Below are 13,547 nucleotides of genomic sequence, written 5' to 3'. Positions count from 1 at the left end.
CTATGATGTCATTCAAGTAGCTGACACTGGTTTCTTTATGATGCTGTCATCCCAGTGCCCAGACACTGGGATCCAGAAAAGTTTGCTTGTAAGTAAGCAAACTAGCATAGAAAGTGGTTACAACATTTTCGATGAGATTATATGGAAAACTGGATTCCAGTGTCAAGCACTGGAATGACAAGTTCGCGGCGGCATCCTCGTCATCCCGACACGATATCTCTAGATCCCGCTAACAAGCAGCGGGATGACGGTTGTCGTTTAGCCACAAATATTAAGAAATTTACCAAATAAAAAAAAGGCAAAAGAAGCCCCGTTGGTGACTAGTTATTTATATGTACTTCAAAATATTGGCGTTTTTTATTCTAAACGCTACGATTCAGCCGTTTTTAAATGCAACTAACCTAAATTATAAACGTTAAGAAATTTACTGAGCGGAAAAAAAGGCAAAGAAACCCCAGAGTGGCTAGTATTCAAATTCTCCCTTGTCTATTTGACGTCTTTTACTGTCTTAAACGCTTTATAAGCGCGTTTCGGCTTGTATAGGTAGAAACCTAGAAGTTTTATAAAGACATAAGGTGCACATAGTGCAAAAAATTAAACATGAGACACCAGATACGTTGAGTTTTTTTGTCACTTAATCTGTACAGAGAAGATAAATAAATAGCTTCAGCTTCATGATAAGGGGGCTGGCGGAGTTTGTCAAGTAGTTTTTGTAGCTCCCATGGTTTTTGCGTCACACGCTGGCAGTTGTTACTCAAACAACAGTTATGTAAGAGATCTGATTACATTTAAGCTAACAATGGACCACTAGGTATATTACTAACTACGTTGACCTGATTCAATATTTTATTAGTGGGATTGAAATAATTTTCTATGAATTCCTTATATATAGCTGTTAATTTGTGTATATCATTTACTAATACGCTTTCATTTATCTGATGTGCGGTTTTGTTGATTATACCAAATTCAATCACTGGACAAACATCTTTGATAAACGCAGCGTCAGATGTGCCACCACTTGTGCTCAGCACAGCATCAATACTGGTAACTTTATTTATCGCATCAAGCATAATATCAGTATTTCTATCAGGAGTAGAGAGGAAGACGTCCCTGCTGCTATGCATAGAAAGTTTATAATCGTTAGTTACACTGGAGCATATTTCATCAATCAGCTTATATAAGCCGTCAGGTGTTTGTGTATCGTTATATCGAATGTTAAAACGTGTAGTTGCTGAACTAGGTATTAGATTGCTAGTATTATTTCCAACATCGATAGTAGTAACTTCGCAATGTGAAGGCTGAAAATATTTATTACCATGATCAAAAGTAGTATCTTTTACCTTACTCAATATCGATATTACCTTATATATTGGATTATCTGCTAGGTCTGGGTAGGCAACGTGTCCTTGTTTTCCATGGCAAATTAATTCAAATGTTACAGAACCTCTTCTGCCTATTTTTATGGTATCACCTAATTTCTCACTACTGGTTGGTTCGGCAACTACACAAAAATCTATCTTTTTTTGCTTACTTTTCATCCATTCCAAAACTGCTTTTGTTCCATATTCTTCCGTGCTTTCTTCAGCACTGGTAATCAATGCACTTATCGAACCATTAAATTGAAACTTTTCTGCAATTAAATTTGCCATAGCAGCAATAAATGCAGCTATTCCGCTTTTCATATCAGCTGCTCCTCTTCCATATAGCATTCCATCTCTAACTTCTGGATTAAATGGACCAAATGCCCAATCTTTTAACTGACCCGGTGGTACAACATCAACATGCCCAGCAAAGCACAAATTTGGTACTCCGTTTATATATTTCGCATAAAGATTTTTAACTTTATCACCAAATTCTAAAATCTCACAGTCAAAGCCACCTTTCTTGAAGATTGTTGCTATATGCTCTATTGCTCCGCCGTCCCTTGGTGTTATACTCTCAAAAGAGATCAATTTCTTAGTTAGCTCTACAGGGTCAATCTTCATGTCAATCTTAAAATACTTATATTGCTATATTGTAAACACTCTATGCACTATTTAAAACAAATATTACATCAAGCCGAACAAACTTTTCTAAGGGAAGTAGTAACAGATTACCACCTTGCTGATGATATCTATAAAATATGCATACGACACGGAAATGACATCTTTCTAGTTGCAGATGAAAATACAGCAAAACTTTTAAACAAAAACGTATTTAATAAAATTTCTCACTTAATTATTCCGAGCAATACCATTATGCCTCTTGCAAAACCTCATATCATTTCGGATGCTCCCTACATTTTATCATCTCAGTCCTCCGAGACTGGGATCCAGGAAAAAAAATCAGCGTCACGGGCTGGAATGACATCAACCATGGGTACTAATCTTTCACTTGCCTCTTTTGAAACCGTAAATCTAGTTAGAAACAAAGCAAAAGACAGTGACTTAATAGTTGCATTTGGTAGCGGCACCGTTAACGACATCTGCAAATATGCAAGCTACCTCGAGAAAAAAGATTATATATCGTTCCCAACAGCCGCTTCCATGAATGGATATACATCCGCAAATGCTTCAATATTAGTAAATGGATACAAAAAATCGTTCAAAGCACATCTTCCAAGAGCGATATATATAGATATAGACATACTTACCAATGCACCACTGCGCCTCACATTAAGCGGATTTGCAGATTTCATTTGCCGTTCGACAGTTCAGGCTGACTGGCTACTATCTCATTTGTTGCTTGGCACAGAATACAATGAATTACCTTTTACACTTGTTCGCGATTTGGAGCAAATTTTGCTAAGAGAGTATACGGCGCTTACTAAAAGAAGTAGAAAAGTGGTCCTATTACTTATGGAAGTTCTACTAATTTCAGGACTTGGAATGGTAATATCAAAGGGCAGCTATTCTGCAAGCCAAGGAGAGCATATGATAACTCACGCAATGGAAATGGTAACAAGAGATCATTCCTCACTACATGGCGAAAAAATTGCTGTTGCGACGATTACCATGGCTAATTTGCAGGAAAAGATATTATCAATACAAAACCCGATTATCAACCCGACCACTTTAGATGTAAAACATATAACTCAGTGCTTTGATAATATCGAATTTGTAAGAACTTTTGAACAGAAGCAAATTATGCAGCAAAAAATCCAAGAGATTATTTGTAAAGAATGGACTAATATTTCCAATTTAATTAAGCAAAATTTACTACCTGCAAAATACCTGCAAAAAGTATTTGAAGATCTATCAATTCCGCACTTACCAGAGCACCTCAGTTGGAATAAAGAACAATATTGTAAAGTGGTCGATCTTGCGTTTGCAACAAGAGATAGATTCACCTTTCTTGACCTAGCTAATTGCATAGAAGAAAGTTAAGTTTTGTAGTGAAATTCTGTCATTTAAAGAGATCATAGGCCAAAAGCTAAACCCTTTTCACAATCTCTTGTCTATTGTCCTCTAAACTGTACACCTAAGTGGATATACAACTTAACCATTCCAAGTAGCTGACACTGGGTCGCACTACTTCACCAATAGCACTATCTTGCTAAACATAGTTTAGTTCGAGTGGCTGAGGAGGGAGTTGAACCCCCGACCAAGAGATTATGATCCTCCTGCTCTACCAACTGAGCTACTCAGCCTAATTGAAAACCTTGCTATATATGTGACCTACATGCTTTGTATAATATTTCAAATCAAACAAAGATTCAAGTTTTTCCGAGTTAATAACCTTAAGTAAAGGTTTATCTTGTTTCAATTCGGCCAGAAAATCACTGTTGTTTTGTTTTACTTTCATTGCATTGCTCTGAACAATTTTATACGCTTCTTCCCTCGCCAAACCACTATTTACTAACTCAAGCAATACACGCTGTGAGAAAACTAAACCTTTTGAAGAATTTAAGTTCTTTTCAATGTTTTCCTTATTGATTACCAATTTATCTATCAAATCTGTTAATCGCACTAAAGCAAAATCCATTGTTATACAAGCATCAGGAGCAATGCATCTTTCCACAGACGAGTGTGATATATCACGTTCGTGCCACAATGCAACATTTTCTAACGCAGGAAAAACATAACTGCGTATTAAACGTGAGAGTCCAGTCAGATTTTCACTTAAAATAGGATTGCATTTGTGTGGCATAGCAGAGCTTCCCTTTTGCCCAATGGAAAAATGCTCAGAAATTTCGCCGATTTCAGTTCTTTGCAAATGACGAATTTCAATTGCAATATTTTCTATTGAGCTTGCAATCACTCCCAAAACCGAAAAGAACATGGCATGTCTATCACGAGGAATGACTTGAGATGATATGGTTTCAGGTATGAGTCCCATTTCTTTCGCTACATACTTTTCAACAAACGGATCAACATTTGCAAAATTACCTACTGCACCTGATATTTTACAAATTGAGATCTCTTTTTGCGTGCTAATTAATCTCTGATAATTGCGTTTAAATTCAGCATAAAATCTAGCAAATTTTAATCCAAGAGTTGTTGGTTCTGCATGCATTCCATGACTGCGCCCAACACAAACAATATCTTTATAGTCCTCAGCTTTTTTTTTTAATACTGCAAGTAAATTTTCTAGATTCCCGAGTAAAATATCACATGACTCTTTCAACTGCACCGCAAGGCATGTATCCAAAACATCAGAACTTGTCATTCCATAGTGGAGATAACGAACATCAATTCCCGCTTCTTCAGCAACATATGTTAAAAAAGCTATAACATCATGTTTTACAATGGATTCAATTTCGTTGATACGTTCAATATCAAATTCAATAGCACCAGAGAGCTTCTGAGCAACACTATTTGGAATCACTCCTAACTCTGCTTGAGCTTCACACGCTAGTTTTTCTATTTTAAGCCATATATTAAATTTATTATTTTCCTCCCAAATGGAAGACATTTCTTTTTGGCTATAGCGCGGGATCATTAAATGACCCCCGTCTTATCTTTGAACATGCTAGATCCCAGTGTCACGCACTGGGATGACAGAAAAAAAAGGCACTGGAATGACAGGAATAGTTGATATATTTTATTCACTGCTATTTGTTATTTGCATCTTCTTGCTCCACTTCTTCACCTTCTTGTTGCTCAGACTTCTGATTTTGCAATTTTACTTGCCTTAGCTCATTTGCATCTGTTTCGGATTTCACGACGTATATAGTAATTGGTACTACTACTTCACTATGTAATTCTACGTTTACTTGGTATTCACCCAAGTTTTTGATGCTTATTCCACCAAAAGATAAACTACGGTGATCTATCGCATGTCCTTCTTGTAGTAAAACCTTCGCAATTTCACGTGTTGTTACAGAACCAAAAATTTTACCATCCTCTGAAGCTTGCTTTATCAATACCACAAACTTATCATGTAGTGACAATGCAAGCTCTTTTGCTACATTTAATCTTTTTGTATTCTCTTCCTCCAGCAATAAACGTTGTTCTTCTAGTTTTGCTAAATTCTCCTTGGTAGCCTTCACCGCTTTTTTTTGTGGAAAAAGAAAATTACGTGCATAACCTGGTTTAACTTTGACAACTTCACCAAGCTTACCTAAAGTCCTTATATTTTGCTTTAAAATTATCAACATAAATTACCTAAACTTTTTTAGTACAGTAAGGAACAAGAGCTAAAAAACGTGCCCTTATGATCGCTAAGCGTAACTTCCTTTGTTTTTTTGTACATACGCCTGTTAATCTTCTAGGTAATATCCTACCATAGTCAGAGGTAAACTTGGATAATAAATCTGTATTCTTATAATCTATGTCTTCATCTTTAGACGTAGCAAGAGGGCAAACTTTAGAACGCCTAAAGCCAGTCCTATTATTTACAGATACGTAAGAATTATTAAAACTATTTCGTCTTTTCATCATTATGCGCTTTGCTCCTCAATTTGTTTATTCATCATATAAGATTTACCTTCAAAAAATTTATCAACCTGCACAGACAAGTGGCGAATAATGTTCTCATTAAGTTTCATTCTACGCACAAATTCATCCAGAATGCTTGCAGTAGAACTTATGCACATTATACAATAATGACCGCTCTTCATCTTATTTATTGGATATGCAAAATCCAAAAGACCCCAATGTTCATGCTTGATTAATCCCGATGCTTCAATGTTTTCCAAAAGCATCTCCAATGCTTTGCTCGATTGAGTTGGACCGTTTATTCTAAAATCTTTCAAAATATCTTGAAAAATCTTTATTAGATGTTCTGAAATATTTCTCTTCAAAGCATTTGCTGCATTATGGATAAACGCACTTTTAGTAATTTGCTCACTGCCTCCTAGAAATTTTATAAAATCTTGCGCTATTCCTAAATCTTTTAGGTCATCTTTCAACTCTTTATCGATTTTTGACTTCACTTCTTTCAAATTTGAAAGATCTTCTTCCAATTCAACCCATAAAATTTTTGTAAGATCTTCCAAGAAATCAGAGTAAGCAACTAGACCTTCTTTAATGTTTTCAGCACGCGTTTCTAACTCTTGTTTTGTAAGCGTACTATTTTGCCTTTCCATAAGACTCTTGATCTTCTGGAAAATAACATCTGCTTTAATATTTTTCAATGAAACAGCTAGCTCTTGTACCATCTCCTCTACTTCTTGCTGTAACAATCCTTGTTGTGCTATAAAAGTAAATTCATAAAGATTCACTATATCTTCCTTTAATACCGATTAAATATTTCATTATATAAAGCTTTTTTATATAAGCAAGTTATTTGTATTAATTTCTACGCCTTTAATCCAGCTTAAGTTAGATATTTCATAAATAACTTGAGGAGCAATTGAGTATGCACCTGGTAATAAGATGCTCACTTTATGTTTTTCAAGAAGAAGTTTTAGCATTATTTTGGTTCTGCCTTCATCTTTCAATATTGTGTTTAATTCCATAGCGGCTTTTTGCGAATCCGTGCACTCAGTGGTGAGAACTAATTCCTTTATTGTAGAAGCGATTCTTTTTGTAAACTCAGATATATCCTTGCCTGCTAATCTTGTTGTATTTTCCGAAGCTTCAAGATCAATTATCACAAATGTTCCTGGTGAAAATAAATCTCTTTTTTCTTCTATTATTTCATTATTATAAAATGCTATTTCAGAAACGTTATGGGGATCAGAAAGTGTGAGTATAATAAACCTTCCACGCTCTGAGGTTCTCATACGTGCATTTAATATTACCCCAGCAGTTTTTGCTGTTCTATTTTCTCCGATAAACCCAATATTTAACTTTTCCAGAAGAATTCCAAATTTTTCAAGTGGATGATTAGTTAAATAAAATCCTAGTGAAAATAACTCATGCTCTAATTTTTCCTCTTCATCAAAATCTTCCACATTCTCAAATTTCGGTTTGAGGACATCAAGACTACCAAACAAAGCAGCTTGACTTGATTCCCTATCCTGTTTGTTTTTATTTGCAAAGTAAATCAGCATGTCCATTGACTCATATAGCTGCTTTCTGTTCTTATGCACGCTATCGAATGCCCCGGATTTAATTAGGCTTTCTAGCACTCTCTTATTTATTATATGACCTGAATTTTGAATGAATTCCCATATGTCCTTATAAGCGCTTGAACGTGTGTTCACTATTCCTTCTGCTATAGAAAAACCAACATTCCTCAAGGCAGCAATACCATAACGTATGCACTCACCCTCTATTGAGAATTCAGCTTGAGACTTGTTTATATCAGGTGGAAGAACGGTAACGCCACTGAACTTTGCTGCATGATAAAATAAATTCAGTTTATCTCTATCATCAATATTTAGATTCATTAGTGCTGTAAAAAATTCTAATGGATAATTAGCTTTAAGGTAAGCCGTTTGATAAGATATAACCGCATATGCAGCTGCGTGAGATTTATTAAATCCATAACCAGCAAATTTTGCAACAAGGTCAAAGATATAACTTGCCCTGTCATAATCAACGCCATTCTTTGTTGCTCCTTGGATGAAAAGTGCACGTTGTTTATCCATCTCTTCCTTAATTTTCTTACCCATGGCGCGTCTCAGCAAATCTGCTTCTGCAAGACTATATCCAGAGAGAATACGGGCTATTTCCATTACCTGCTCCTGGTAGATTATTACCCCAAATGTTTCTTTTAACACTCCTTCGAGTAACGGATGAATATAATCTGGCTTTTCAAGGCCATGCTTTCTTGCAATATAAGTTGGAATGTTATCCATAGGTCCTGGACGATAAAGGGAAATTAAAGCGATAATATCTTCAATGCAATCTGGCTTTAATTTGATTAAAGCTTCTCTCATTCCCGAACTTTCAAGCTGGAACACTCCAATTGAATCACTGCTAGAGAGCATCTCATAGGTTTTTTGATCATTTAAAGGAACTGAAGAAATATCGATCTTTTTTTCATTACGATTAATTAAACGACATACATGATCTATCAGTGTTAAGGTGCCAAGGCCAAGAAAATCAAATTTTATTAACCCAGCTTTCTCCACATATTTCATGCTGTATTGAGTGATTGGCAGAGCCGAATTTGGATCATAATAGATGGGAACAAAATTTTCTAATTTTTGATCACATATTACAATTCCAGCAGCATGAGTTGAAACGTGACGATATATTCCTTCGAGCTTTAGTGATATATCAAGAAGCTTTGCAATTACCTCATCACTATCTCGTTCTTTCTGCAGGTTTTGATCAAGCTCTATCGCTTGCGATAAAGTTACAGGATTTACTGGATTAAATGGAACCATTTTAGATATTTTATCCACTTGAGAGTAAGGCATTTGCAATACTCTACCAACATCACGCAATACTGCCCTTGCTTGCAATTTTCCAAAAGTGATTATTTGAGCAACATAACCGTACTTTTTCTGAACATAATCAATAACCAGGTCCCTTTTCTCTTGGCAGAAATCGATATCAAAGTCAGGCATCGATACACGATCCGGATTCAAAAATCTTTCAAATATTAGGCCAAACTTTATTGGGTCAAGGTCTGTAATCTGTAAGCCCCAAGCAACAATTGATCCAGCTCCTGAACCTCTTCCCGGCCCAACTGGAATGCCATTTGCTTTGCTCCAACGAATGAAATCAGAAACTATCAAAAAGTAGCCAGCGTAGTTCATCGAAGTTATTACGCTTAGTTCGTAATTCAGCCGATCGTAGTATTGTTTAAGGTCTATATCTGTCTCATTCGCAATGCGGAATTCTAATCCTGCAACTGCCTGCTCCCTCAGTTCTTCATTCTCAGTTTTATTTTCTCGACAAGGAAATTTAGGCAAGATAGGCTGCCTGCTTCTTGGCATGTAAGAGCACCGCTTAGCTATCACTAAAGTGTTATGAATTGCTTCGGGAATGTCGCTGAACAGTTCCTCCATTTCTGCCACAGATTTGAAGTAATGCTCAGTAGTTAACTTCTTTCTGTTATTCTCCAGGGCATAACTCCCCTCCGATATGCACGTTAATATATCATAAGCCTCATAGTCAGACCTATTTGGAAAAAACACATCATTTGTTGCAACTAGTGGTATATTGCGCTGATAAGCAAAGTCTATCAAAGCTTCTTCAAGCTCTAGCTCCTTGCTCAGCCCATGACGCTGCAATTCAACATATAAATGACCATCGAATGCTGAAAGCAGTTTTTCAACCGTTTCTTTATCCTGCCCCAACAATAGTTGAGCCAAACATCCACCGGTTAAAGTGATCAGACCCGTACTTGAACTCAATAGCTCATCAAAATCAACGTAAGGAATATCGCTGTTATTCTTGCGCTTTTTAAAAGACTCACTCACCAAAGTGACTAAATTAGTATACCCTTGCTCATTTTTTGCAAGCAATAATATAGGTAAATTTTGTTCTGAATGTTTAACTATAATATTGCATCCTATTATTAGCTGTATTCCCCTACTTGCTGCATATTCTGAAAATTCGAGCGAGCCAAACAAGTTGCCTGAATCAGTAATTGCAACCGCTGGCATTTTGTTCTGCAAACAAAAGCTAATCAGCTCCTCAATTTTAACCGAGCTTTCAAGCAGCGAATAAACACTATGAACACGTAAGTGTATGAACATAAAAAACTTTAGATCAACAAAAAAGGATAACATTAATTTACTCATAGAACATAATTTTCATGAGAACAAAAGCCTATAAGATTTCTCAAATCTAAGGTTAAGATACAAAAAACTTACTTGACAAGCCTCACCAGCCCCCTTATCATGGTAGTGAAGGTATTCAGTTATCTTCATCTGTGCAGATTAAACAGCAAGAAAACAACGTAGTTGGCGTCTTATTTTTAATTTTTTGCACTATGTGCACCTTATGTCTTCACAACATTTCTGAGTTTTTACCTATATAAGCTGAAACGCGCTTATAAGTCGTTTAAGACAGTATAGTACGCCAATTTGCAGGATTAGAGAGTGACAACTAGCTAACACGGGGTTTTTTTTGCCTTTTTTTCTGCTTGGTAAATTTCTTAAACATTTTAGCTAAGGTTAGTTGCATTTAAAAGCAGCTAAATTGCAGTGTTTAAGACTTGAAAAACGCCAATACTGAAAATAGACAATGACTAGAGCTTCTTTTGCCTTTTTTTTATTTGGTAAATTTCTTAACGTTTGTAGCTAAAGGAGCACTGGGATGACATCATAGGGGCGCTGCCGTCACAGGGTGAATCAGCGTCATACACACATCCCTTTGGTGACAATGTTTGTTGATGCAAAGTTATACCTTGAAAAATTTAAGTTTTAGTGCTATTAAATAGTTGTAAATTTTGTCTCTGTGGTAGCTTTATGAATGTTGAAAATAAGAAAATACATGATACTAAAATAAAATTACCAATATTTCTTGATTATCAATCTACTACTAAAGTGGATCCCCGTGTTTTGGAGGTAATGATACCTTATTTTGGTGAATTCAGTAATGCACACTCTCGCAGCCATTCATTTGGTTGGACTGCTGAAGAAGCAGTGGAAAAAGCAAGGAAACACATCGCTGATCTGGTGAACACAGATAGCAAAGAAATTATCTTTACCTCAGGTGCAACTGAGTCAAATAATACAGCAATCAAGGGCGTTGCTCACTTTTACAAAAATAAAGGAAATCATATAATAACTGTCTGCACGGAGCATAAGTGTGTTCTGGATTCTTGTCGGCATCTGGAAAATGAAGGCTTTAAAGTTACATATTTGCCTGTTAAGCAAAACGGAATTATAGATTTATTAAAGCTTGAGGAAGCAATTACTGATAAAACAATCCTGGTTTCAGTGATGATGGTAAACAATGAAATCGGAGTAATTCAGCCTATAAAGGAGATTGGTAAAATATGCAGAAAGCATAATATATTTTTCCATACAGATGCAGCTCAAAGCTTTGGAAAAGTTCCAATTGATGTTAATGAGATGTGCATTGATCTTATGAGTCTCTCTAGCCACAAAATCTATGGACCTATGGGAATAGGCGCATTATATGTCCGTAGAAAGAATCCTCGTGTTAGGCTGATACCATTGATTAGTGGTGGTGGACAAGAAAGAGGTATGCGTTCTGGAACAATTCCAACACCTCTTGCAGTTGGTTTTGGTGAAGCGGCACGTATTGCTAAAGAAGAAATGGGAACAGAAGCAAGCAAATTGGAAGGACTGAGAGATATTTTGTACAATAAGATAAAAGAAGCATTTCCTGATATTGTTTTAAATGGTGATTATGAAAATAGAATTCCTGGCAATCTAAACTTGAGCTTTCCCTATGTTGAGGGTGAGTCTCTTATCATGGCAATCAAGGATTTAGCAGTAAGTTCTGGTTCTGCGTGCACGTCTGCGTCTCTTGAGCCTTCTTATGTCATACGGTCGCTAAATAATGGCCATGACCTTGAGCATTCATCAATTAGATTTGGCCTAGGCCGATTTACAACTAAAGAAGAAGTTTTGTACGCAGCAGATCTTGTTGCTAAAAATATTGGCCGACTGAGAGAAATGAGCCCACTTTGGGAGATGGTACAAGAAGGAGTAGATTTGAACACCGTGAAATGGGACTCTCATTAAATGTATCCATTCAGCCAGTCCAACTGCAAATGCACTTTGAAATTACTCTGTAACCATTCACACTTAATTCTGCAATTCTTTGATCTCACTCCACAACTGTACGAACATTCGTTTTTGAAGACAGCAAATGGTGTCATTCCAGTGTCTGGGCACTGCCCACTGGTGGCCCAAACTACAACGTTCGTACAGTTGTTAGCGCCGCGGCGGTATGACGGTTAAGTACGTGTTAGCGGCTAAGAGATACCGCGAATGAATCGCGGTATGACGGTCTGCGGTGGTATGACGGTTAAGTATCCCGCTACGTGTGACCTTACCCAGAAAAAGTAGAGAGGAAGTTAAGACGTTTTTGTCATGAAAATGATGCATCAAATTGTTCAGGGATGCAATAGTTAATAGTAGAATGACGTCGTTGTTTATTATAAAAAATTTCAATGTATTCAAATATGGCAGTTCTAGATTGTTGAGCAGAGTGTTGTGAAGGATCAATAAGTAGCTCTCTTTTGAGTGAGCTGAAAAAGCTTTCTGCAGGTGAGTTATCATAACAACAACCCTTATGACTCATGCTAGAGATAATATTTTTTCTATTTAATAAGAATTGGTGCTTTTTAGAAGTATATTGTGACCCTTGATCACTATGAAACAGTAGATCTTTGGCGGGTTTGCGTTTATTAACAGCCATAAATAAAGCATCTATAATTAATTGTTTATCCATTGGACTACTCATTAACTACCATACGTGAATATAAGTCAATTATTGCTGCCAAATATAGCCAGCCTTCTTTGGTTTTTATATAAGTAATATCAGTTACCCATACCTTATTGGGCTGGTCCGTAGTAAAATTTTGATCCAGGATATTTGGAGCTATAATCCTACTGTCTGTTTGCTGTTTTTTAGTTTTGAATCTTCTTCTAAGCTTAGCTTAAATGCCATTTTTTTGCATTACATCTTGCACTGTTTTGATGTTATAATTTTTGCCTAAAGCTTTTAGTTCAGCATGGATTTTAGGAGCTCCGTACCTGCATTGTGATGCTTGATATATTTTTTGAATATCTGCTAGAAGCTCCTCTCTTGCTAATTCTTTATTGCTTTTCTCCTGAGCAACCCATTTATAATAACCACAAGCAGATACATTTAAAAACCTACATAACTCCTGTATTTTATAGCTGCTTCTATGCTCTTTTATAAAAGAATATTTTACTCCTTTTGGCTGGCAAAATATCCCAGGGCTTTTTTTAAAATGTCTCTTTCCCTAGTTATTCTTGCTAACTCTTTCTTTAAGTCAAACCTTTCTTTGTCATAAGTAGCTAACTTTCCTTTGCCTGGAAATGCATCTACTCCTGACATTTTTTCATTATATTTTCTTACCCATCTGCTTAATAAATCTCCACTCATGCCTAAATCTCTTGCTATTTTTGCTGACGGTTGACCTGTTTCTCTTACTAGTTTTATTGCTTCCAATTTAAACTCTATTGTATATTCCCTTCTGTTTCCCATATTACACCTCTTTGAAAAAACGTTCTATTTTACTTCAAAAACGTCTTAACTTCCTCTCTACTTTTTCTG

The 13,547-nt window shown here is 36.1% G+C and carries 8 protein-coding genes, 1 tRNA gene and 1 pseudogene; 2 read left to right on the top strand and 8 right to left on the bottom strand.

From position 1 onward, the window contains the following. Positions 1 to 788 precede the first annotated feature (788 nt). Positions 789 to 1,985, bottom strand: a complete 1,197-nt coding sequence (dapE, locus tag OZD70_RS00890) for a succinyl-diaminopimelate desuccinylase (protein WP_182183777.1) — start codon at positions 1,983 to 1,985, stop codon at positions 789 to 791. A gap of 42 nt (positions 1,986 to 2,027) precedes the next feature. On the opposite strand from dapE, the gene OZD70_RS00885 reads away from it, so the two are divergent. Further along, the gene (locus tag OZD70_RS00885; RefSeq protein ID WP_275020255.1) at positions 2,028 to 3,365 is read left to right on the top strand and encodes an iron-containing alcohol dehydrogenase; all 1,338 of its coding nucleotides are present in this window, start codon (positions 2,028 to 2,030) and stop codon (positions 3,363 to 3,365) included. 190 nt (positions 3,366 to 3,555) lie between these two features. Here OZD70_RS00885 and OZD70_RS00880 read toward each other — a convergent pair. The 6 genes from OZD70_RS00880 to dnaE all read right to left on the bottom strand — a co-directional run bounded on the left by OZD70_RS00880 (position 3,556) and on the right by dnaE (position 10,021). Next, positions 3,556 to 3,628 (bottom strand) — tRNA-Met (locus OZD70_RS00880). Next, a complete protein-coding gene (gene purB, locus OZD70_RS00875; RefSeq protein ID WP_275020253.1) occupies positions 3,628 to 4,920 on the bottom strand; it encodes an adenylosuccinate lyase in 1,293 nt (430 codons plus the stop codon). The genes OZD70_RS00880 and purB overlap by 1 nt, the downstream gene beginning before the upstream one ends. 112 nt (positions 4,921 to 5,032) lie before the next feature. Continuing rightward, on the bottom strand, positions 5,033 to 5,578 hold the full coding sequence (rplI, locus tag OZD70_RS00870) for a 50S ribosomal protein L9 (RefSeq protein ID WP_275020251.1): 546 nt from the start codon (positions 5,576 to 5,578) through the stop codon (positions 5,033 to 5,035). 7 nt (positions 5,579 to 5,585) lie between these two features. Further along, positions 5,586 to 5,861, bottom strand: a complete 276-nt coding sequence (gene rpsR, locus OZD70_RS00865) for a 30S ribosomal protein S18 (RefSeq protein ID WP_275020249.1) — start codon at positions 5,859 to 5,861, stop codon at positions 5,586 to 5,588. Next, positions 5,861 to 6,643 (bottom strand): 30S ribosomal protein S6, encoded by a 783-nt coding sequence (gene rpsF, locus OZD70_RS00860; RefSeq protein WP_275020247.1) that lies wholly within the window; start codon positions 6,641 to 6,643, stop codon positions 5,861 to 5,863. The genes rpsR and rpsF overlap by 1 nt, the downstream gene beginning before the upstream one ends. A 48-nt stretch (positions 6,644 to 6,691) precedes the next feature. Further along, a complete protein-coding gene (dnaE, locus tag OZD70_RS00855) occupies positions 6,692 to 10,021 on the bottom strand; it encodes a DNA polymerase III subunit alpha (RefSeq protein WP_275020257.1) in 3,330 nt (1,109 codons plus the stop codon). 714 nt (positions 10,022 to 10,735) lie between these two features. Here dnaE and OZD70_RS00850 point away from each other — a divergent pair. After that, positions 10,736 to 11,983 (top strand): IscS subfamily cysteine desulfurase, encoded by a 1,248-nt coding sequence (locus OZD70_RS00850; RefSeq protein ID WP_275020245.1) that lies wholly within the window; start codon positions 10,736 to 10,738, stop codon positions 11,981 to 11,983. A gap of 349 nt (positions 11,984 to 12,332) precedes the next feature. Here OZD70_RS00850 and OZD70_RS06065 read toward each other — a convergent pair. Continuing rightward, positions 12,333 to 13,478 (bottom strand): annotated as a pseudogene (locus OZD70_RS06065) (IS3 family transposase). Positions 13,479 to 13,547 lie beyond the last annotated feature (69 nt).

It is taken from the genome of Wolbachia endosymbiont of Drosophila tsacasi (genome assembly GCF_028982115.1).
GTDB classification, from domain to species: Bacteria; Pseudomonadota; Alphaproteobacteria; order Rickettsiales; family Anaplasmataceae; genus Wolbachia; species Wolbachia pipientis_B.
Note: the sequence above shows the minus strand (reverse complement) of the source record. Positions and strands in the feature narration are given on the sequence as shown.

Excerpts from the sequence above, each read along its gene's own strand:
- dapE (WP_182183777.1), bottom strand. The coding sequence starts at position 1,985 with ATGAAGATTGACCCTGTAGAGCTAACTAAGAAATTGATCTCTTTTGAG.
- OZD70_RS00885 (WP_275020255.1), top strand. The coding sequence starts at position 2,028 with ATGCACTATTTAAAACAAATATTACATCAAGCCGAACAAACTTTTCTA.
- purB (WP_275020253.1), bottom strand. The coding sequence starts at position 4,920 with ATGATCCCGCGCTATAGCCAAAAAGAAATGTCTTCCATTTGGGAGGAA.
- rplI (WP_275020251.1), bottom strand. The coding sequence starts at position 5,578 with ATGTTGATAATTTTAAAGCAAAATATAAGGACTTTAGGTAAGCTTGGT.
- rpsR (WP_275020249.1), bottom strand. The coding sequence starts at position 5,861 with ATGATGAAAAGACGAAATAGTTTTAATAATTCTTACGTATCTGTAAAT.
- dnaE (WP_275020257.1), bottom strand. The coding sequence starts at position 10,021 with ATGTTCATACACTTACGTGTTCATAGTGTTTATTCGCTGCTTGAAAGC.
- OZD70_RS00850 (WP_275020245.1), top strand. The coding sequence starts at position 10,736 with ATGAATGTTGAAAATAAGAAAATACATGATACTAAAATAAAATTACCA.